At 61.7% G+C, this 21778-nt stretch carries 18 protein-coding genes; 10 read left to right on the forward strand and 8 right to left on the reverse strand.

Features of this window, described 5'->3' with window-relative positions:
- The first annotated feature begins 69 nt into the window (after positions 1-69).
- The 5 genes from C7378_RS13830 (at position 70) to C7378_RS13850 (ending at position 3376) form a co-directional block, all read left to right on the forward strand.
- Positions 70-516: a 23S rRNA (pseudouridine(1915)-N(3))-methyltransferase RlmH gene (locus tag C7378_RS13830; protein WP_131997964.1), complete on the forward strand. Its 447-nt coding sequence runs from the start codon at positions 70-72 to the stop codon at positions 514-516.
- Positions 517-523: 7 nt separating this feature from the next.
- Entirely contained in the window at positions 524-1072 is a 549-nt protein-coding gene (gene cobO, locus C7378_RS13835) for a cob(I)yrinic acid a,c-diamide adenosyltransferase (RefSeq protein WP_131997967.1), read from the forward strand.
- Positions 1073-1084: 12 nt separating this feature from the next.
- On the forward strand, positions 1085-1927 hold the full coding sequence (accD, locus tag C7378_RS13840) for an acetyl-CoA carboxylase, carboxyltransferase subunit beta (RefSeq protein ID WP_131997970.1): 843 nt from the start codon (positions 1085-1087) through the stop codon (positions 1925-1927).
- A 71-nt stretch (positions 1928-1998) separates the two neighbouring features.
- Positions 1999-2781, forward strand: a complete 783-nt coding sequence (locus C7378_RS13845) for an enoyl-CoA hydratase-related protein (protein WP_131997973.1) — start codon at positions 1999-2001, stop codon at positions 2779-2781.
- A gap of 34 nt (positions 2782-2815) precedes the next feature.
- A complete protein-coding gene (locus C7378_RS13850) occupies positions 2816-3376 on the forward strand; it encodes a hypothetical protein (RefSeq protein WP_131997976.1) in 561 nt (186 codons plus the stop codon).
- A gap of 17 nt (positions 3377-3393) precedes the next feature.
- On the opposite strand, the gene C7378_RS13855 is transcribed toward C7378_RS13850, so the two are convergent.
- Both C7378_RS13855 and C7378_RS13860 read right to left on the reverse strand, forming a co-directional pair.
- Complete coding sequence (locus tag C7378_RS13855; RefSeq protein ID WP_131997979.1) at positions 3394-4659, reverse strand: flavin monoamine oxidase family protein; 1266 nt, start codon at positions 4657-4659, stop codon at positions 3394-3396.
- 6 nt (positions 4660-4665) lie between these two features.
- The gene (locus C7378_RS13860; protein ID WP_131997982.1) at positions 4666-5160 is read right to left on the reverse strand and encodes a TspO/MBR family protein; all 495 of its coding nucleotides are present in this window, start codon (positions 5158-5160) and stop codon (positions 4666-4668) included.
- A 54-nt stretch (positions 5161-5214) separates the two neighbouring features.
- Between C7378_RS13860 and thrS the strand changes: the two genes are divergently transcribed.
- The 3 genes from thrS to sucB all read left to right on the forward strand — a co-directional run bounded on the left by thrS (position 5215) and on the right by sucB (position 9713).
- A complete protein-coding gene (thrS, locus tag C7378_RS13865) occupies positions 5215-7248 on the forward strand; it encodes a threonine--tRNA ligase (RefSeq protein WP_131997985.1) in 2034 nt (677 codons plus the stop codon).
- Positions 7249-7251: 3 nt separating this feature from the next.
- Positions 7252-7971 (forward strand): lipoyl(octanoyl) transferase LipB, encoded by a 720-nt coding sequence (lipB, locus tag C7378_RS13870; RefSeq protein ID WP_131997988.1) that lies wholly within the window; start codon positions 7252-7254, stop codon positions 7969-7971.
- 98 nt (positions 7972-8069) lie between these two features.
- Positions 8070-9713 (forward strand): 2-oxoglutarate dehydrogenase, E2 component, dihydrolipoamide succinyltransferase, encoded by a 1644-nt coding sequence (gene sucB, locus C7378_RS13875; protein ID WP_131997991.1) that lies wholly within the window; start codon positions 8070-8072, stop codon positions 9711-9713.
- A 70-nt stretch (positions 9714-9783) separates the two neighbouring features.
- On the opposite strand, the gene C7378_RS13880 is transcribed toward sucB, so the two are convergent.
- Positions 9784-11649 carry an APC family permease gene (locus tag C7378_RS13880; RefSeq protein ID WP_131997994.1) on the reverse strand — a complete coding sequence of 622 codons (1866 nt, stop codon included), beginning with the start codon at positions 11647-11649 and terminating at the stop codon, positions 9784-9786.
- Between the two features lie 122 nt (positions 11650-11771).
- On the opposite strand from C7378_RS13880, the gene C7378_RS13885 reads away from it, so the two are divergent.
- Complete coding sequence (locus C7378_RS13885) at positions 11772-13292, forward strand: S10 family peptidase (protein ID WP_131997997.1); 1521 nt, start codon at positions 11772-11774, stop codon at positions 13290-13292.
- Between the two features lie 85 nt (positions 13293-13377).
- On the opposite strand, the gene C7378_RS13890 is transcribed toward C7378_RS13885, so the two are convergent.
- From C7378_RS13890 to hemL, 5 genes are all read right to left on the reverse strand, one after another.
- Positions 13378-14571, reverse strand: a complete 1194-nt coding sequence (locus C7378_RS13890; RefSeq protein ID WP_131998000.1) for an LssY C-terminal domain-containing protein — start codon at positions 14569-14571, stop codon at positions 13378-13380.
- A gap of 58 nt (positions 14572-14629) precedes the next feature.
- Entirely contained in the window at positions 14630-15904 is a 1275-nt protein-coding gene (gene ahcY, locus C7378_RS13895; protein ID WP_131998003.1) for an adenosylhomocysteinase, read from the reverse strand.
- Positions 15905-15998: 94 nt separating this feature from the next.
- Entirely contained in the window at positions 15999-17048 is a 1050-nt protein-coding gene (gene ada / locus C7378_RS13900) for a bifunctional DNA-binding transcriptional regulator/O6-methylguanine-DNA methyltransferase Ada (protein WP_131998006.1), read from the reverse strand.
- A 66-nt stretch (positions 17049-17114) separates the two neighbouring features.
- Positions 17115-17756 (reverse strand): O-methyltransferase, encoded by a 642-nt coding sequence (locus tag C7378_RS13905; protein WP_131998009.1) that lies wholly within the window; start codon positions 17754-17756, stop codon positions 17115-17117.
- Positions 17756-19063, reverse strand: a complete 1308-nt coding sequence (gene hemL, locus C7378_RS13910; protein WP_131998012.1) for a glutamate-1-semialdehyde 2,1-aminomutase — start codon at positions 19061-19063, stop codon at positions 17756-17758. Before hemL ends, C7378_RS13905 begins: the two co-directional genes overlap by 1 nt.
- 199 nt (positions 19064-19262) lie before the next feature.
- Between hemL and C7378_RS13915 the strand changes: the two genes are divergently transcribed.
- Positions 19263-21767, forward strand: a complete 2505-nt coding sequence (locus C7378_RS13915; RefSeq protein ID WP_131998015.1) for a DUF3536 domain-containing protein — start codon at positions 19263-19265, stop codon at positions 21765-21767.
- The last annotated feature ends 11 nt before the right edge of the window (positions 21768-21778 follow it).

Here is a 21778-nt window from a genome sequence, read left to right on the forward strand (position 1 = left end):
ATCAAATGGCCGAAAAGTCCAGCCAAACACAGATATTCATGAATCGATCTACTGTTTTCCATAGGTGATATGAAGCTAATCCTCCTGTCCATTGCCTCCCGGCCGCCGCGGGAACAATTCCGGGCCCTTGCCGCGATGTATCTTGAGCGGCTGAAGGCGTATTCACCGTATGAAGATCAGACGGTACGGTCCGAGGCAGCTTTCTTTCAGGCCGTTGAGAAGCACCGTGCCCGCACCTCTCCGCTGCTTGTTCTGCTTGATGCTCGTGGCAAATCCATGACCTCAGAGGGTTTCGCGGTATGGATGGGCCAGCAGCGCGACGCCGGACAGCAATCCGTCATCTTTGCGATTGGACCGGCGGATGGGTGGTCAGAAGCCGCCCGCGGACAGGCGAACCTGCTGCTTTCGCTTGGGTCGATGATCCTGCCGCATGAGCTGGCCAAGGTCGTGCTCGCGGAGCAGGTCTACCGGGCATTTACAATCCTTGCAGGGCACCCCTATCACAGCGGGCACTGAGCAACCTATGAATGAAACGGCAGCAGAATCCCGGCGCGGACTTGTCCTGATCAACACCGGGCCCGGCAAGGGCAAGACGACTGCGGCAATGGGTACGGCGCTGCGTGCGGTTGGTAACGGCATGCGTGTGCTCATGCTGCAGTTCCTCAAAGGTTCGTGGCACTACGGTGAGCTCGATGCCGTGAAGGCGTTTGGCGACAATTTTGTGATGAAGCAGATGGGCCGCGGCTTTGTTAAGGTCGGCGGTGCTGAGACTGATCCCGAAGACATCCGCCTGGTCGAGGAGGCTTGGGCTGAGGCGCGCGCAGCTATCCTGTCGGGTGAGTGGGACATGGTGGTGCTTGACGAGATAAACTACGCCATCAGCTATGGCATGCTGGATCCTGCATTGGTGGCCGCTACTTTGCGCGAGCGTCCGGAGATGGTGCATGTGATCCTGACAGGGCGCAATGCCCATGCCTCGCTGATTGAGCTGGCCGACACGGTTACCGAGATGCGCCAGGTGAAGCACGCTTACGAAAAGGGTGTCCTCGCGCAGCGCGGCATTGAGTATTGAGAAAGGCTGGAAATGTCCTGGTTTAAGCGGCAGGGAAACACGATCGAAAGCGGCGTCGAAAAGAGCGTTCGCACCGAGGGGCTATGGTTCAAATGCGAAGGCTGCAGCCAGGTGATCTGGAAGGCCGACGTCGAGGCTAACCAGCAGATCTGCCCCAAATGTGGCCGCCACTATCGTATCGACGCCCGCGCCCGCATCGAGGCGCTGCTTGAGCCGGGCTACGAACTCGTTGACCTGGAGTTGAAGTCGACCGACCCGCTCGACTTTTCGGACCTCAAGTCCTATAAATCCCGTCTCAAAAAAGCGCAGGAGTCCACCGGTCTGAATGATGCCATTGTGAATGCGACAGGCATGCTCGGGAAGCATCGGGTAGTCCTCAGCGTCATGGAATACAGCTTCATCGGTGGCAGCATGGGAGCGGTTGTGGGCGAGACGATTGCCCGCGCGGTTGACCGGGCGATCGCAGACCGGCTGCCGCTCATCATCATCTCCGCCTCAGGCGGGGCGCGCATGATGGAGGGCATTGTCAGCCTTATGCAGCTGGCGAAAATCTCCGCTGCGCTGGGGCGTCTCGATGAGCTTCGCGTGCCGTACATCTCGGTGCTTACCGACCCGACAACGGGTGGCGTGACGGCGAGCTTCGCCATGCTTGGCGATCTCAATATCGCGGAACCGGGCGCCCTGATCGGCTTTGCCGGACCGCGTGTAATCGAGCAGACTATCCGGCAGAAGCTGCCCGAAGGTTTTCAGCGTTCCGAGTTTCTGCTGGAGCACGGGATGCTCGATGCAGTTGTTGACCGCCGCGAGCTGAAGAGTTATCTGAGCCGCGCGCTGGACTTCATGCAGCCTGTGTAGCTGCGGTTGATCCTGCGGGGCGCGAAAGTTGCATCAGCAGCGGAGCGCCACGTACACTCGCCGGTTCACCTATGTCCGAGCCAAACATTGTAGTTACGTCCAGCGGCCCCGTCCTCACCATCACGCTCAACCGGCCCAAGGTGCTCAACGCCTTGAATGCAGCCCTGCTGGCCGAGCTCGACGCTGCGATTGCGTCCTTTGCCGCTGACCCCGCGTTGCGGGTCGCCCTGCTGACAGGTGCGGGAGAGAAGGCTTTCGCCGCAGGCGCTGACATCCAGGAGCTGGCGAGGGTTTCGGCCCTGGAAGGGCAGGCGCTTTCGCTGCGGGGACAGGCGATTTTCAATCGCATCGAGCGCTGCCCCAAGCCGTTCATCGCCTGCGTCAACGGCTTCGCTCTCGGTGGAGGATGCGAGCTGGCCATGGCGTGCGCCTTTCGCCTCGCGAGTGAGGCGGCCCGGCTTGGCCAGCCGGAGCTCAAGCTCGGGCTAATCCCCGGTTATGGCGGCACGCAACGGCTGCAGCGGCTCATCGGCCGGGGTGCAGCTCTCAAGCTGCTGCTGACAGGTGAGGCCGTTCCCGCTGCCGAGGCGCTGCGCCTGGGACTGGTGGATGAGGTCTGCACCGCCGCGGAGTTGATGCCTCGCGCTCAGGCGCTCGCCGCAACCATTGCTGCGATGGCTCCCGTGGCTGTTGCGCAATGCCTGGCCGCGGTGAGGGAAGGAGCCGATCTGCCGCTCGATGCAGCGCTTGCGCACGAGGCGGCGGGCTTTGGCCTCTGCTGCGGAACCGAAGACAAAGCCGAAGGTGCCGAGGCTTTTCTGGCCAAGCGGCAGACAGTGTGGAAGGGGCGCTGAGTGGGCTTGATATGCTGCTGTTAGACCACTCCTGATGAACGCCCGACTCTCACGCACTGCTCCCCTGCTGCTGGCACTCACGCTCAGCGCCTGCTCCCGACAACCTCAGGCTCCTCCGTCTGTTGCTACCGCCCGTCAGCAGGCTCAGGCCGCGCGTGCAGCCAGGGTCAAAGAGCTTGCCTCGGCGCGAGAGGAGCTTGATCAGATTCCACCGCCCTCCAAGAGCCGCTACCTTTCCATCCGGACGGTGGAGAGCTGGAACAACCCATTTCTCATTGTTGGCAAGTCGACCATCACTCTACGGGTGATGAACCCGGACCTCACCCATAGCTCGGCGATTCCCAGCAACCTGTTGAAGCCCGCGAATGCGCGGCGTACCGAGTTGAGCCTCAGGCTGGGCAGCCTGCCTGAGGCACTGAGCGCGCTGCCCGAAGAGATGTGGCCTTACGGTCGTGTCGTTGCTGTCGAGGAGGACCCGGTTGCGGCGAAGCTTGACCGTCCCGCTGTCCGCCGCAACATCGAGGCGACCGTGCAGTTGCTGAACGATCTCGGCGTGGTGGTCGATGACTGGCCGGCCAACAACGTTCTCCGCTAAAACCGGTCAGCAGCAACTCATCGCAAGGCTGAGCCGTGATCCCTGCCAAGCAGCTGCTTCGCGGCGCGCAGCCCGGAGCGCAAAGCGCCATGCATGGTGCCCCAGTGCCCGGTCACATCGGTGTGTTCGCCGGCAAAGTAGAGGGTTTCTTCCACTGGGCGCGCCATCTCCCCTGATGCGTGAAGCGCGCCTTTTGGCGCATAGCTGTAAGAACCCCGGCTGAAGCGGTCCCGCTGCCAGTCATGTTGCCAGCAGCCTGCCAGCAGGCCTTGGACGTGATCCAGTGCGAACATCTCTGCAAGAGCGGCGAGGCTGGCGGTCCGCAGATCGCTTTCTTTCAGATTGGCCGCTCGCGGCCCGCCGCTCCAGGCTGTCAGCAGGCCATTCGCTCGAGGCCAGGTCGTCCACCAGACCGACGGAAAATGATCCTGCGAAATGAGGAAGCCCATGGCGGGGAAGCGGCTTGCCCAGAAGCGGGTGGAGAAGCTGAAGGTGATCCGCGCTGCGGTGCCCATCGCCATCGCGTGCGCCGCCCGGAGCGTCTCCTCGGGCTCGGGAGTGAAGCGAATCTGCCCGGAGTGCAGTACCCCCAGCGGTGCAGTGACGATGGCCTGCGCTGCCTCGAAGACATCGCGGCCTGCGTGAACGCGGACGGCTCCGGGACGCCATTCGATGAGCGTGGCCTCGCGCGAGGTCAGCAGCTGGCCGCCCGCTGCCTCCACTCTGGCTGCGAGAAACGCCGTGAGGCGGTCGTTGCCCTCTTGAATGCGGAAGGCGCGGCTGCCCTCGATCTCATCCTCGGCCTGTTGTTGCCGGGCCAGCGAGGCGGTGCCGATACGGTTCGCGTCCGCAGCGTTGAATCCCTCCACGTAGCGGGTTGCCTGTGCGGCGACGGCTGGCGCCGCCTGCTGCAGCCGCAGGAACTCCGCAAAGGTAAGATCGTCCTCGATGCTCAGCTCGTCGAGCAGGGCAAAGGCTTCGCGCTGAGGGCACTCGCCCAGCTTGCCGGACTCAAAGCACACGTCCTCGCCATCGAACTCGAACAGGGTGAGCCCTGCCTCTTCAATCAGCTTCAGCAGCTCGGAAGGGCGTCCGTGGACGAATTCCGCGCCCAGCTCAACCGGCAGAGGGCTCTCCGCTGGTCTCAGGGTGAGAATGCGCCCGCCGATGCGGTCGCGCGCCTCCAGCACCGTGACGCTGCGTCCCGCCTGAGCGAGCTCACGCGCGGCGGCCAGTCCGGCCATGCCCGCGCCGAGGATAATGACATCGCTTTTGGTCTTCATACCCCTTCAATTCAATCGCATAACGGCCCAGTTGAGCACGCTGGCGAAGCTGACCCAGGCCAGATAGGGCGTCATGAGCCACCCGGCAATCGGGCTGAGGCGAAAGAAGAAGAGGGTCGTCACGAGGATCGCGATCCACAGGGCGCCGATGTCGATCAGCGCGCCGCCGATGCTGTGGCGATAGAAAAAGAGGAAGCTCCAGAGGAAGTTCAGGGCGAGCTGAATACAGAACCAGGCCAGCGCCTGGGTGCGCAGCACCGACGGCTGGCCTCTCCAGACAAACCAGGCAGCGACGGCCATCATCGCGTAGAGCGTGGTCCAGACCGGCGCAAAGATCGCGTTCGGAGGGTTGAAGCTGGGTTTGACCAGGCCCGCATACCAGGTGGGAATCGATTTTGCCGTCAGCGCCCCGGCGATGCCGGAGACCGCAAAACACAGCACCAGCCATCCGAGGAGGGCGAGCATCTGCTGTCCTCCGCTTCTCTCATTCAGGGCGTTCATGGTTCCTCCGCGTGCCAGTCAGCATAAGACTTAGTATTCTAGGAAGCAAAGTCCATGAATCCCCAAGCCGAAATTAACGTGCAGCTCCCAGACGGCGCAATCAAGTTGTTCCCCGCCGGCTCGACCCCCTTTGATGTCGCGAACAGCATCTCACCCCGGCTCGCTGCGGCGGCCGTAGCCGCGCGCGTGCGGCCCCTGAACGCTGCGCCCGTTGTGGCTGCGACAGACGAAAGTGGCGAGGCGGCTATGTATGCGGCGGAAGATACCGCTGCGGAGCGCATCGTCGATCTCTCAGCGCCGCTCACGGAAGATGTAGCGCTGGCGCTGCTCACGGAGAAAGATGCAGACGCGCTCAAGGTGGTGCGCCACTCGGCGGCGCACGTGATGGCGACGGCCGTGCTCGAGCTTTTCCCTGAGACAAAACTGGGTCACGGTCCGGCTACGGACGCTGGTTTCTTCTACGACTTCTACCGGCCAACGCCATTTACGACGGAAGACCTGAAATTGATCGAAGGCCGCATGGCCGAGATCGTCGCGCGCGATGAGAAGTTTGTTCGCGAATATCAGCCCCGCGAAGAGGCGCTGACCCGCTACAAAGCCGATAACGACTTCATGAAGATGCACTTCATTGAGCGGTTCACCAGGCCAGGTGAGGATGTCTCGCTCTATCGCAACGGTGAGTTCGCCGACTTCTGCCGTGGGCCGCATGTGCCTTCTACCGGGCGCGTCAAGGCGTTCAAGGTCATGAGTCTCGCGGGCGCTTACTGGCTCGGTGATGAGAAGAACCCGCAGCTGCAGCGCGTCTACGGAACGGCCTTTTTCTCTAAGAAGGAAATGGATGCGCACTTTGAGCGGCTCGAAGAGGCGGCGCGCCGCGATCATCGTGTACTTGGCAAACAGCTCGATCTTTTTTCCATTCAGGAACTGGCCGGCGCAGGGTTGATCTTCTGGCATCCCAAGGGCGCGATGATCCGCAAGATCATGGAAGACTGGATGAGAGAAGAATGTATCCGCCGCGGTTACGATCTTGTCTATACGCCGCACGTCATGCGGGTAAATCTCTGGCAGACCAGCGGACACGAGGGCTTCTACGCGCAGAACTTCTTCACCAAGATGGAGCTGGACGACGCGGATTACCGGCTGAAGCCGATGAATTGCCCCGGACACATCCTCATCTACAAGAATTCTCCCAGGAGCTACCGCGATCTGCCCGTTCGCTATGCGGAGCTGGGCAACGTCTACCGCTATGAACGCTCAGGGACGATGCACGGGCTGCTGCGCGTGCGTGGATTTACGCAGGATGACGCCCACATCTTCTGCACGCCGGAGCAGATTGAAGACGAGGTGGCCGCTTGTGTCGACTTTGCCGAGGCGGTGCTCAAGACTTTTGGTTTTAAGGAGTTCAAGGTTGAGCTGTCCACCTGGGACCCGAAGGACCGTCAGAGCTACGCAGGCTCGGACGACAAGTGGATGTTGGCCATCGGATCGCTTGAAAATGTGCTCAAGCGGAAGAACATCGACTTCAAGACCATCCCCGGCGAAGCTGCCTTCTACGGGCCAAAGATCGATATCAAGCTTGTCGACGTGCTGGGCCGGCTCTGGCAGCTCTCGACGGTACAGTTCGACTTCAACCTTCCTGCGCGTTTTGAGCTCGAATACGTCGGCGAAGACGGCGAGCGCCACCAGCCCGTCATGGTTCATCGCGCGCTCTTCGGGAGCGTGGAGCGTTTCTTTGGCGTGCTCATCGAGCACTACGCCGGCGCCTTCCCGCTCTGGCTTGCGCCGGTGCAGGTCGCACTTGTGCCTATCAGCGAACGTCATCTTGACTACGCGAAAGAAGTACAGAAGCAGCTGGAGGCGGCGGGTCTTCGGGTGGAGCTCGACAGCCGCAACGAGAAGATGAACGCCAAGATCCGCGATTTCACCCTGCAGAAGGTTCCCTATGTGCTGGTGATGGGCGACAAGGAAGCTGAGGCTGGCGCTGTCAGCGTTCGCACACGAGGGAAGGGCGATCAGGGAGCGATGCCGGCGGCCGAGTTTATCGAGCGCTCGCGGACCCTCGTAGAGGGCAAGTCGCTCGAGCTATAGACGGTGATCCTAAGCCTCGTCCATCTCGGCCGCATTCCCTATGCTGAGGCGCTTGCGCTGCAGCGGCAGCTGGTCGAGCTTCGTCACCAGCAGCGGATCGGCAACACCCTGCTGCTGCTGGAGCATCCGCCGGTCCTGACGCTGGGCCGCAACTCCGATCGCGCAAACATTCTCGCGAGCGATGAGCTGCTGGCCCGGCGCGGTGTCGAGCTGCACGAGATCAACCGCGGAGGCGACGTCACCTACCATGGCCCGGGGCAGCTCGTTGGCTACCCGATCCTGGATCTGCGCAGCTTTTCCCCGCGCCTCGGCCCGGTCGATTACGTCCGCATGCTGGAAGAGGCTCTCATCCGCGCCTGCGGCGATTACGGCATCCTGACCCAGCGCATCGCCGGTCGAACCGGCGTCTGGACCATAGCTGGAGGCAGCATCCGTGAAAAAAAGATCGCTGCGATCGGCGTTCATATTTCGCGCGGCATCACCTCGCACGGCTTCGCTCTTAACGTTACGACCGACCTGCGCGACTTTGAGCTGATTGTGCCCTGTGGCATTGCTGACCGCGAGGTCACGAGTGTGGAGCGCGAGGTGGACCCCGCGGAGCTGCCCACGATGGAGGCGGTCGCAAACTCCGTATCCCGTCATTTTGGGAATATCTTCTCCATGCAGGTCCTCTGGGTGGAATCTACCGAGGCTCTGACTGCCCAGAATCAAATCCTGGCGTAAACTGGGGAGTTTGGTCTGCGCATGCGGATGCCGCGTGCGTTCAATTTATAATCCGATTTTGCGTATCAAATTGTCCGGCTACTGCGGAGAGGGAATTCATGGCGACGGAAGTACTTATGCCCCAGATGGGCGAGTCGATTTTTGAGGGCACCATTACGAAATGGCTCAAGAAGCCAGGCGACACCGTAGAGCGGGACGAGCCGCTCTTTGAGATCTCGACCGACAAGGTCGATGCCGAGATTCCTTCGCCTGCTGCAGGCGTTCTGCAGGAGATCAAGGTAGCCGAGGGTACAACCGTTCAGATCAATACCGTGGTGGCGCTCCTCGCTGCCTCCGGCAGTGGCACTCCCGACGCCGCACCCCAGGCCCAGGCGGCAACTGCGGCAGCTCCTGCCGCCGCCGCTCCGGCTCAGCCGGAAGCAAAGGCCACGCCCGCGCCTGAGGTGCCCGTTGCCAGTGGCCCGGCCACCGATGTCGTCATGCCCCAGATGGGCGAGTCGATCTTCGAGGGCACGATTACCAAGTGGCTCAAGCAGGTCGGCGACAAGGTGGAGCGGGACGAGCCGCTCTTTGAAATTTCAACCGACAAGGTCGATGCCGAGATTCCTTCGCCCGCCGCTGGAACCCTGACCGAGATCAAAGTCCCTGCCGGCACCACTGTGCAGATCAATACCGTAGTGGCCGTCCTGGGCGGAGCAGCTGGAGCAGCCGCGGCCGCACCGACAGAGGCTCCCAAGGCAGCCGCGCCGGCGGCTCAGGCGCAGGCGACTCCTGAGGCCCAGCCCAGCGCAGGCACCGCAGAGCATGTCCGCTCTTCGCCGCTGGTACGCAAGATGGCCAAGGAGAATAACCTCGACCTCTCCCAGGTTTCCGGCTCGGGCTCGGGCGGCCGCATCACCAAGGAAGATGTTCTCGGCTTCATGGAAAAGAAGCCTGCTGCGGCAGCAGCGCCCTCCGCGGCCCCTGCAGCTGCCCCGTCAGCTCCGGCCCCGGCCGCTGCTGCCAGGCCTGCTGCTGCGCCGGTCTCTGCGCCGCAGCCCGGCGAGCTTGTCCCCATGACCCGGATGCGCTCCATCATCGCGCAGCGCATGGTCGAGACCAAGCGCACCAATGCGCATGTCCACACCGTCTTCAAGGTGGACTTTACCCGCATCGTCCGCATCCGCGAAAAGGAAAAGTCGAAGTACGAGCAGCGTAATGGCGTGAAGCTGACCTACATGCCCTTCATCGCGCGCGCGGCGGTGGCCACCCTGCGCAAGATGCCTATCGTGAATGCCTCGATGGAAGGCGATGCGATCCGCTATCACCAGAACATCAACATCGGCATCGCGGTCGCTCTTGAGTGGGGGCTGATCGTTCCGGTCATCAAGCAGGCGGAGGAGCGCAGCTTCCTGGGTGTGGCCCGCGCCATTGTCGATCTGGCCGACCGCGCACGCGGCAAGAAGCTGAAGCCAGACGAAGTAGGCTCCGGCACCTTCACCATCACCAATCCGGGCATCTTCGGCGAGCAGTTCGGCACGCCGCTGATCAACATGCCGGAGAGCGCCATCCTCGGCGTCGGCGGTCTCTTTAAGGAGCCGGCAGTCATCACCGATAAGGACGGCACAGACTCCATCGCCATCCGCCACATGATTCACCTGACTCTCGGCTTCGATCACCGCATCATCGATGGCGCCGACGCAGGCAAGTTCATGGCGGAAATGAAGAAGTACCTGGAAAACTGGAGCGAGGATATCGGCTAGCCGATTCCTGCTTTTCAATCCTGACGATAAGACCGATACCCCCGCTCATGGCGGGGGTATCTGCTTTTATCTACCTGTTCAGGTACCACGGAATATTGATGACCATCACCCGCTGATTGCCCTTCAGCAGCAGGAAAAGTTTCAGCGCATTCGCACGCTGGTTATGCAGCAGGTTTTCCCACCAGTGCCGCACCACCAGTTCCGGGACCAGCACCGCAATCTGACGGTTCTCATGCTTTGCCTCCTGCTCCAGCACATAATCCGTCAAAGGCCGGATGACGAGCCGGTAAGGAGATTTGATCCGCTCCAGATGCGGCACATTCAGGCCCGCCTCGCGGATGGGGCCTGCGATCATCTGCTCCCATACATTGCAGATGGAGCCGGGGTCTTCGTCTTCCCCTTCGATGTGGACGATTTCGACATCCGGCGAGAGCATCAGCGCGAAGCGAAGCCCTTTCTCGCTGATCTTGCTCCAGCGATCGATAGGCACAATTACCAGCGGCGGCCGCAATCCTGCCACACGCAGCGGATCGGGGTTGGCCGTCTCCCGCGCCACGCGCTCGTAGTGCCGATGCACGGCAAACATGATGACAATCAGCAGCGGGATCAGAAGCGCCGTAACCCAGGCGCCCTCCTCAAACTTCGTAGCGAGAACCACGCACGTCGTTACGCCGGTCGCCAGTGCGCCGATGCCATTCACCAGCATGCGGCCGTGGGCGTTCCCTTTCTTGTACCAGTGCACGACCATGCCGGACTGGGAGAGCGTAAAGGCCAGAAAGGCGCCAATGGCGTAGAGGGGTATAAGCCGGTCGGTGACGCCGCCGAAGAGGATCAGCAGTGCTGCCGTCAACCCAACGAGCGCGTATACGCCGTGGGAATAGAGCAGTCTTCGTCCACGCAGCAGAAAGACTCGCGGCAGATAGTTGTTGCTGGCGATTGCCCGCGTCAGCCGTGGAAAATCGGCAAAGGCCGTGTTCGCAGAGAGTGCCAGTACCAGCAGAATGGAGCCGATCGAGACGTAGTAGAAGATGCCACGGCCCATGACGGCTGAAATCAGCTCCGAGAGGACGCTTTCGTAGCCGGGACCATTCGGGTTGGTGGCGCCGATGGAATACTCGCGGCAAAGCCATGCAATCCCTGCCAGCAGGATGATGAGCAGGGCGATGATGATGGTCAGCGTAAGCTTCGCGTTCTTCGAGCGCGGCTCGCGGAAGGCCATGACGCCGTTGCTCACTGCTTCGACCCCGGTCATCGCCGCGCAGCCGCTCGAGAAGACGCGCAGCAGCAGCCAGAGGCTCAACGCCTCAGTCGCCGCAGGCAGCTGGGGCGGAGCGATCACGGGATGAGGGTGACCGCCTGAGGCCAGCGCATGCCAGCCGCCCAGGGCGATCACGGTCATCAGCGTGCCCAGGAAGAGATACGTCGGAATCATGAAGGCGACTCCGGTATCCCGAACCCCGCGTAGGTTGATCAGCGTGAGCAGCACAAGAATCCCCAGGCAGAGAGCCAGCGTATGCGGCTGCAGGCCGGGCGCAGCCGAGATCAGTGCGCCCACGCCCGCCGAGATGCCGACGGCTGCGGTCAGCACATAGTCGATCATCAGCGCTGCTGCTGCGAGCAGCCCCGGCATGCGGCCCAGGTTCTCCGAGGCTACCGTGTAAGAGCCTCCTCCGTGGGGATAGGCATCGATCGTCTGCCGATAGGAGAAATAGACGATGATCAGCAGGGCGAGAATCGCAGCGCTGATCGGGACGATATAGTGAACGCCTGCGAGCCCTAGCGGAATCAGCAGCGTCAGCGCTGCCTCCGGCCCGTATGCAGCCGAACTAAGGGCATCGAGTCCGAAGATGGGAATGCCGGCCGAAGGCCCGATCTGCTCAGCTCGTTCGTCGAAACTAGGCAGCGGCTTGCCGAAAAGAACGTCCAGTATCTTCATAAGCTCCCGTTTAACTTAGACTTGGATGCTTCCAGATTCAGCTTAACGGCAGTTGAGGCTTTGCTCTTCGCTATCGTGCGCTGCCTTTATTTGCGATAGTATTTTCCTTCCACGGAGAAATCATGAAATCCATCTATCTGCTCGCTCTCTGCCTGTTAGCCGCACCCGCCTTCTCTCAGACCGCGCCGCATGAGCCGGAGAAGCCCGCGGCCGCGCCCGCTCCCGCGATGACGGTAGAGAAGCCGTCTGTGACGCACCATAAGATCGTGGCTCATGGCAAGACGCTCAGCTACACCGCCACTGCTGGGCGGCTGCCCATCAGGAACGAGAAGGGCGATATCGAAGCGGAGATGTTTTACGTTGCGTATACGCTCGACGGAGCGGAAGGCAAGCGGCCGCTCACCTTTGCCTTTAATGGCGGCCCCGGTTCGGCGACCGTCTGGCTGCACATGGGAGCCTTTGGCCCCAAGCGGGTCAAGATGCTGCCGAACGGCTTTATGCCGCCGCCGCCCTACCAGCTGGAGGACAACCAGGACACGTGGCTGGATAAGTCGGACCTTGTCTTCGTCGATGCCATCGGCACCGGATACAGCCGTCCGGCCACCCCGGAGCTTGGCAAGAAGTTCTGGAGCGTCAAGGGCGATGTCGCCGCGTTCGGTGAGTTTATTCGCCTCTACCTGCAACAGAACTCTCGCTGGACGTCGCCGCTCTATCTCGCGGGCGAAAGCTACGGCACGACCCGCGCCGCCGGGCTTTCCGGCTACCTGGTCGACCACGGCATCGCGCTCAACGGTATCGTGCTTATCTCCACCGTCATGCAGTTCCAGACGCTGGAGTTCGACCGCGGCAACGATCAGCCTTATGCGCTCATCCTGCCCACGTATGCGATGATCGCCGACTATCACAAGAAGCTTGCCGCCGGGGTAGGCGATGATCCGGTGGCACTGCGCCACGAAGTAGAGCAGTGGGTGACGAACGATTACACCGTAGCGCTGCAGAAAGGCGACAGCCTGACCGCTGCGGAGCGGGATGCGGTTGCAGAAAAGCTTGCCCGCTATACTGGCCTGCCCAAGCAGTACATTCTCGAGAAAAATCTGCGTATTGATTTGAGCGCCTTCGATACAGAGCTGATGCGCAGCGACAACAAGATCATCGGTCGCCTCGATGGCCGCTTCACCGGCACCAGCCTTGACCAGACATCGCAGGAACCGGATTACGACCCCAGCGAGTCGGCGATTCGTCCGCCCTACACGTCTCTCTTTGGCGACTACGTTAAGCAGGAACTTGGCTACGAGACTGACCTGACCTACTACATCCTGGGCGGCGGTGTGAAGGGCTGGGACTTCAATGACGAGCAGCGGGAGGGCGGCTACCCGGATACCAGCGAATCGCTGCAGAAGGCCTTCGCCAAAAATCCCTACATGCGCGTCTTCGTCGCCGAGGGCAACTACGACTGCGCTACGCCCTACTTCGCGGTCGACTACACGCTCGACCACATGGGCCTGACGCCTGAGGAGCACTCGCATATCACCCGCGACCACTTCGAAGCAGGGCACATGGTCTACATCGATCAGTCATCGCTCGACAGATTGAAGAAGGATGTCGACAGCTTCTACGACACGACCGCGCACCCAACCAGGTAGAAGGCGCTCGCGGATAGGAATATAGCGGGCTTGCCTTGATCGACGAACTCGAAGCGCAACTGACGGGCAGCTTCTGCCCGTCGGTTTACTTGAGCAGCATGACAACAATTCTCCCGTCGGAGTGGAAACTGCCGCCGGTTGCCGTCTTTGCCGTGGTGAGCGGGTGGGAAGGCATGACATACGCTGCCGCCGCAACCACCCCCGCGGCCGCGAAACTCTGCTCGATAAAGTCCCGCTCCGCGTCAATGTTGGGATCGATATGGTGGGTGACACCATTGTTCCTCTGGTCCGTCTCAAATCCGTTGTCATGCGTTGCCGAGCCCACCCAGAGCGGCTGCCCATTCACCGTTTCCGTGGTCTTCCAGACGCGCAGATGGTTCCTCACCGCAGCCACTTCGAGCGGGTCGGCGCGCGCGTAGGCATAGTCCTGCGGACGGCCAAAGAGGTAGAGGGTGCTCATCGGCATATCGGTATACGCCTTGTGCGAGAGCGTGGCTTCCAGTCCGTGCACAATTGCATCCTGCGTCGTCTTGTCAGTCTTTGTCCATCCGGCGGAGGCAAAGGCCTGTGTTACCTGACTATCGGTTCCGATCAGGGCAAAGTTGACCATGTCCCCGGGATCGCCCTGCTGATCGCTCACGCGACGCGGAATGTCTGCAAAGAGAGCAGGTGCGAGCACCTGGCTCAGCCTCACTGCCGCGTCCTTGCCGGCTGCGGTAGCCGCGGAGAGCTTCACCTTGCCCGCGAAGGAGCCCTCTCGGCTCAGGTCGCTGCTGACATTGGCGCGGACAAAGAGCTCTCCGCTTACCGGCGCAGTAACAGCCTTCTGTGCGCCGATCGCGAAGGGCACGGCCGCGTCGCCCAATCCCATGCGTCCGATCAGTTCTCCCGTCTGGGCGGTATTCAGGGGGAAATTACGCAGCAGGTCTTTCCATCCGCGCGGCACTCCATCCGGTGTTGCGGTGCGTCCGTCGGAGAGCGTCAGGGTTCCGGTGGCTGAGAACTCCATCGGATCGCCTGCCTGCACCTCGACGCCTGTGTCCGTCCACTCATCGGCGTTCGCGGTGAAGTTGTATGTGCCCTTGCGCGAAGCATGGGAAGTACCCGCAGTTGCGCCCAGCGGCAGATCGGTGACGCCATTGACGGAGGGTGCAGTGACAGCCTGTGGAGCGGCGGACTCATAGACCTTCACCTTCGGCGGGCTCTGCTGCGCCGCTGCCAACGTGCACAGGCCTGCCATGATTCCGATCCAGGTTGCGCTGAGGAGATTCAACTTCATTCACCAATGGAAAAAGCCCCGGAGTTGAATCCGGGGCTTGCTCGCTTGAAAGCTTTGTTTATGTTCCTTCAGACCAGCTCGCCAGATATTCTTCCTGTTCTGATGTCAGGCGATCGATGCCGATCGACATCGACTCCAGCTTCAGCTTGGCGACGCGCTTGTCCAGATCCTGCGGTACGGAGTAGACCTTCTTCTCAAGGCTTCCGTGGTTCTTCACCAGGTAGTCAGCCGCGAGCGCCTGATTGGCGAAGCTCATATCCATGACGGAGGCTGGATGACCTTCAGCCGCTGCAAGGTTAATCAGGCGACCCTCGCCCAGCAGGTAAATCTTGCGGCCATCGCGCATTGCGTATTCTTCAACAAACTCGCGGGTCGGGCGCTTCGATGAGGAGATGCGCTCCAGGGCCGGGATGTCGATCTCGACGTTGAAGTGGCCGGAGTTGGCTACAATCGCACCGTTCTTCATCAGCTCGAAGTGCTCCTGGCGGATGACGCTCTTGTTGCCGGTGACCGTCACGAAGATGTCGCCGATCTTGGCCGCCTCGGTCATGGACATCACGCGAAGGCCATCCATCACCGCTTCCAGCGCGCGGGTGGGGTCAATCTCGGTCACGATGACCTCTGCGCCCATGCCGCGTGCGCGCATGGCCAGGCCGCGTCCGCACCAGCCATAGCCGGCAACGACGAACTTGGCTCCTGCGAGCAGCACGTTGGTGCAGCGGACCACGCCATCGATCGTGGATTGCCCGGTGCCGTAGCGGTTGTCGAACATGTGCTTGGTAAGAGCATCGTTCACCGCAACCACCGGGTACCCGAGGACGCCGTCCTTGGCCATGGCACGCAGGCGAATGACGCCGGTCGTCGTCTCTTCTGTGCCTGCAATCACGCCGGCCAGCGCATCCTTGCGCTTGGTGTGCAGCAGGGTGACCAGATCGCAGCCATCATCCATCGTGAAATGGGGCTTGTGGTCGATCGCCGACATGATGTGGGAGTAATAGCTGTCGTTATCCTCGCCCTTGATCGCATAGGTCTGGATGCTGAAATCTCGCGCCAGCGCCGCGGCTACATCGTCCTGCGTGGAGAGCGGGTTGGAGGCGCAGAGCGCCACATCAGCGCCGCCGTCGCGCAAGGTGATCATCAGGTTTGCTGTCTCGGTCGTCACATGCAGGCAGGCAGCAATGCGGATGCCCTTGAGCGGCTGGTTCTTGATGAACTCCTTGCGGATGCTCTGAAGCACGGGCATCGACTGGTTCGCCCACTCAATGCGTTTGCGACCCTGATCGGCCAGGTCGAGATTCTTTACGTGGTTCGGTGTAGCTGTTGTAGTCGCCATAATTTTTTGCGTCGGGCTCCCGTAGCGGGCCCCTTCAGATGTGCTCCTCGCCCCTTGAGAATACCATTCAGCCCGCCGCGATGCCTGAAAGCCTTCAGGATCGTTTGCGTTCCGCTTCCAGCAGCTTGCGCTTGCGCTCGATTCCCCAGCGATAGCCGGTTAGGCTGCCGTCGCTCCCCACCACTCGGTGGCAGGGCACCACCACTGCGACCGGATTCGAGCCGCAGGCGCGCGCTACTGCGCGGACAGCCGTTGGCTGGCCGATTGCGTCGGCCACCTGGGCGTAGCTGCGTGTCTCGCCTCTCGGGATCTGCTGGAGCGCCTTCCATACGCGCGCCTGAAACGCAGTTGCCCTCACATCGAGGGGCAACTCGCGCGTCACCGGATGCTCGCCCAGGTGCGCCAGGACCTGGGCGACCATTTTGCCAAGCGCCTTGTCATCGCGCGTCAGTTCGGCACGAGGAAAGCGCGCTCTCAGGTCGTCTTCCAGTTCGCTTTCGAGCGCGCCGAAGCCTACGGCACAGAGCCCGGCCGCGGTCGCCGCTACCAGCATCTTCCCTAGCGGTGAGAGCGTGATCGTGTAGCGGATTGTTTCTCCAGCCGCTCCGCGCCGCAAGGCGCCCGGCTTCATGCCGAGGCCTGCGGTAGCCCGCTCGTAGAAGCGGCTTGAGGAGCTATACCCCGCACTGTAGATCGCCTCCGTCACGCTGCCGCCAGTCGCCAGCCCTTCGCGCATCTGCTCCATCCGCCGGGCAAGCTGATACTGGCGCGGGGAGAGCCCCAGGCAGCGGCGAAAAAGCCTCTGCAGGTGAAACGGACTAAGCCCTGCGACCTTACCCAGCGCGGCAAGGCTGACGCTTTGCTCCGCGTGCTGATCCAGGTAGCGGCAGAGAGTGGTCAGCACCCGAAGGTGCGGATGCTCCCGCTCCGGGGTACACCGCTTGCAGGCGCGAAATCCGGCCTGCTCGGCAAGCTCGCTGGTGGCGAAAAACGCTACGGAGCTCCGCCGTGGCCGCCGGCTGGGGCAGGAGGGACGACAGTAGATCCCCGTTGTCCGCACTCCATACACAAAGAGCGAATCCGCGGAGACCTCCCGCGTCGCCACCATCTCCCATGCACGGTCCCAGATATGGTTCGTATCCATGCCACCATCTTCCGGCGTTTCAGCTCGCGCCTGCACTCCGCTTCTTGCGGTTAAAGCATCGAGATTTTACCGCCAGCCGTCCCGCTTCTGCGCGACCACCAGACCTCGTGGCGTAGGCAGCAGAACGACGGAAAGCAAGCCTTCCGCCTCCATCTTGAGCGCAGCGTCGCGGACTGTCTTCAGGTGGGAGCTTGCGTCATGCATCAGCACCAATCCCTGAGGGTTGATCTGCGGCAGAAAGCGCTTGACTTCCTGCTCCCGGATAGGCATGTCGCTATCGCTGAAGAGCAGGTCAATCGTGCCATTCACCTGCATCTCCAGGCTGGACTCATTCCGCAGTTCGATCCACTCGGCCAGCCCTGACGCGGCAATCTTCTCCTTTGCCTTTGCAAAGACGACAGGATCGAACTCGCAGCTGATCACTCGCCCAAAGCCGTTTCGCTTGAGCCCCTCGGCGATCCAGAGTGTGCTTACGCCGAGGAACGATCCCGTCTCGACGACCAGCTCCGGCTTCACCGTCGTCACCAGAGTGCGCAGAAACTCCAGCACTTCGGCCTCGGCGGTCATCGAGTCATACATACTCCACCGCTCCGGGTGTGGACACTCCGGGGTGGCGCGGTGATACTCGGGCAGCAGTGCTCCCTGCGCCCGCTCTGCCTGCAGCATCACCTTGTGTTCCTGTTTGAGCTTCTTGCGAAAAAGGCCCATTATGCGTTCACCTCGATCGCCGCAAAGGCATTTCGCGCGGCCTCGATGGTGGCGGAGATATCAGCCTCTGTGTGCGCAGTACTCAGAAAGGCAGCCTCAAACTGCGACGGCGGCAGCCAGATTCCGGCCTCCATCATCGCGTGGTGAAAGCGGGCGAAGAGCGCGGTGTCCGAGGCCGCGGCGCTGGCAAAATCGGTAACGGGGGCCTCGGTGAAAAACCAGGTAAACATGGCGCCGACGCGGTTGGTTACGACGGGCAAGCCCGCCTCGTGTGCAGCGGCGGTGATACCGTCCGCAACCATGGCGCTCAGGGCCTCCAGGCGTGCATAGACCTCGGTCTTGTGCTGCCTCAGGTGCTGGAGTGTCGCCATCCCTGCCGCCATCGCCAGCGGATTGCCGCTCAGCGTCCCGGCCTGGTAGACCGGTCCGAGTGGCGCCAGCAGGTTCATGATCTCTGCCCGGCCACCGAACGCCCCGCAGGGCAGGCCACCGCCGATGATCTTGCCCAGAGCCGTCATGTCCGGCACTATGCCGTAGCGCTGCTGCGCCCCGCCATGCGCCACGCGGAAACCTGTCATCACCTCGTCGAAAATAAGCAGCGCGCCTTCGCGCAGGGTGATGGCGCGCAGGGTCTCCAGATAGCCCCCCGCCGGCAGCACGCAGCCCATGTTGCCGACCACCGGCTCCAGAATGATGCAGGCAATCTCCCCGCGATGCGCCTCGAAAGCCGCCTCAACCGAGGCTATGTCGTTATAGGGGAGCGCCAATGTGTAGTGGGCAATCTCCTCCGGCACGCCGGCCGATCCGGGAATGCCGAAGGTCGCCACCCCTGAGCCGGCTTTCACCAGCAGGCCGTCTGAATGGCCGTGATAGCAGCCCTCGAACTTGATGATGTATTTTCGCCCCGTAAAGGCTCTCGCCACGCGGATCGCGGACATGGTCGCCTCTGTGCCGGAGCTGACGAAGCGCAGCTTGTCGATCGAAGGCACTGCTTCGACGACCAGTTCTGCCAGATCGCCCTCCGCCGGCGTCGATGCGCCAAAGCTCGCGCTCTTCGCCGCCGCCTGCTGGATTGCCTCAACGACCGCGGGAAATGCGTGCCCCAGCACCATCGGCCCCCATGAGCCGAAGTAGTCGAGATAGCGGTTGCCGTCCGCGTCCCACAGGTAGGCCCCCGCGCCGCGCACCACAAACGGCGGCTCACCCCCTACGGCGCGAAAGGCGCGCACGGGAGAATCGACCCCACCAGGGAGCAGCGCTTCTGCGCGCTTCTGCAATGCGAGAGAACGTTCGAGATTTCTTGCCATTGGTTCCAAGTATAAGTTGGGCAGGAGCGAGTCTGCCCGTCGGCTTTCCGTGTTGGGGTGATCCATTTTGATCTTTCCCGGCCCCCTGGTTTTTTGAGGGCATGTTGTCCAAAACAGCTGCTCGGCGTCGAATCTCAATCCGATGACGGAAAAGTAAGCCAGCCAAAGCTCCCCGGCGGCTGCTTTAATAGAAGCAGCCATGCAGCCTGAAGCCACAGAAAAAGCATTCGACCAGACGCGTTACATCTGTATTCACGGTCACTTCTATCAACCGCCTCGTGAGAACCCCTGGCTGGAGACGGTCGAGATCCAGGACTCCGCCGCTCCTTTCCACGATTGGAACGAACGGATCACCTCCGAGTGCTATGCGCCTAACGGGGCCTCGCGCATCCTGAATACGAAAGATGAAATCATCCGCATTCTCAATAACTATTCGCGGATCAGTTTCAACTTCGGTCCAACGCTGCTCTCGTGGCTGGAGCAGAATGCGCCTCGCACCTACCGCATGATCCTCGACGCCGACAAGGCCAGCCAGCGCCGCTTCGGCGGTCACGGCTCTGCCATGGCGCAGGTTTACAACCACATCATCATGCCGCTTGCGAACACGCGCGATAAGCAGACGCAGATTCGTTGGGGCATCGCAGACTTCGCTCGTCGCTTTGGACGCCAGCCCGAGGGAATGTGGCTTGCCGAGACTGCCGTGGATTCAGAGACGCTTGGGTTGCTGGCGGACGAAGGCATCCGCTTCACCGTGCTTGCGCCGCACCAGTGCGCCCGCGTGCGCGAGCTTGGCAGTCCTGCGCTGGACAGGGAATGGTCGGAGACGCCTGAGTCTTCTGTCGACACACGGCAGCCCTACCTGGTGCGCTTTCCCGGCGGCAGAAGCATTGCCGTCTTCTTCTACGACGGGCCAAGCTCGCGCGCGATCGCCTTTGAAGGGTTGCTGGATAACGGCGAAAGGCTGGCGCGTCGACTGCTCGACGGCTTCTCCGGCAGCGCGAATGCGCAGCTTGTCCATGTTGCAACGGACGGCGAGAGTTACGGCCATCATCACAAGCATGGCGAAATGGCGCTCTCCTATGCGCTCAAGTGGATCGAGCAGGGGCAGGATGCAACGCTCATCAACTATGGAGAATTTCTTGCGAAATTCCCGCCGTCCCATGAAGCGCAGATTGTAGAAAATACCTCCTGGAGCTGTGTCCATGGCGTCGAGCGGTGGCGCTCCAACTGTGGCTGCAACGGCGGCCATGGCGGCTGGAACCAGGAGTGGCGCGCACCTCTCCGCAAGGCGCTCGATCAGCTACGCGACGCAACGGTTCCGCTGGTGGAGGCTGCCGCGGCGCCGCTGCTGCGCGACGTCTGGGCTGCCCGCGATGCCTATATCGATGTGATTCTCGACCGCAAGCCCGCTGCCGTTGAGACGTTTCTAGCCGCTCACAGGGTGGGTCCGCTCGATGCCGCCGGACGCACAACCATCCTGAAGCTGATGGAGCTTGAGCGGCACGCGCTGCTCATGTTCACCAGCTGCGGCTGGTTCTTTGATGAAATCTCAGGCATCGAAACCGTCCAGATCATCGCGTATGCGGGCCGCGTGCTGCAGTTAGCATCGGAGCTCTTCGGCGTGTCGAGCGCAAAGCTGGAGGCGGACTTCATCGAGCAGCTCAGTACCGCCAAGAGCAACGTGCCCGAGGAGAAGGATGGCGCATCCATCTATGCGCGCACGGCCAAGCATGCCCAGGTCGGCCTTGAGCAGGTCGCCGCGCACTACGCAATCAGTTCCGTCTTCAGTAGCTATCCTCAGGAGACGCAGCTGTTCTGCTATCTCGTCCGCAGGCAGACCTATGAGGCAAGCACCTCCGGCCGGGCAAGGCTCGTCATCGGAGATGCAAAGGTAGTCTCGGCCATCACTGAAGAGGCTGAGCGGGCCTTCTTTGCCGTTCTTCATTTTGGCGATCAGAACATTACCGCAGCGGTGAAGCGCTACGATGCGATCGATGCTGCTGCACGGCTCCAGTTCTCCGATGCAGCGAAGGTGGCTCTCACCCGTGCCGACTTCCCTGAAGTGATCCGCCTCTTCGATCGGACCTTCGGCGACAAGAGCTACTCCATTCACTCTCTCTTCCGCGATGAGCAGCGCAGGATTCTCGACCTGATTCTCAACTCAACCCTGGCAGAGGTAGAGACCAGCCTCATCGCGATCTATGAAGATCACGCTTCGCTGCTGCACTTCCTCAGCCTGGCAAATGCGCCCAAACCGCCGGCGCTTGCCATGGCTGCCAGCTTCGCCGTCAATGCCGGGCTGCGGCGAGCTCTCAGCGCCGATCCGATGAATGTGGTCGAGGCGCGCACTTACCTTGCGCTTGCGACCGCAGACCAGATTTCATTGGATCAGAAACTTCTAAGTTACCTGGCAGACCAGCAGATGAAGCGCGCCATGGATCGACTAAGCAGCCATCCGGAGATACCCGAGAATCTGGAGACGGCATCGCAGGCCGCGCAGGCGCTGCGCGAGCTGCCCTTCGAACTGAATCTGTGGCAGGCACAGAACATCTGGAATACAACCCTCAAGCTGGCGCATGAGGAACATGCTCCTGCCCCCGCGTGGATGGAGCAGTTCCTGGACCTCGGGCGACATCTCGGCATCTGTGTCGAGGAGTTGGTCGTCGAGGAAGAGGAAGTTGCATTCGGCGCCGGCCGTGCATAAAGAAAGGTCAT

Origin of the sequence: Acidipila rosea, from assembly GCF_004339725.1 — a bacterium.
Taxonomy (GTDB): Bacteria; Acidobacteriota; Terriglobia; order Terriglobales; family Acidobacteriaceae; genus Acidipila; species Acidipila rosea.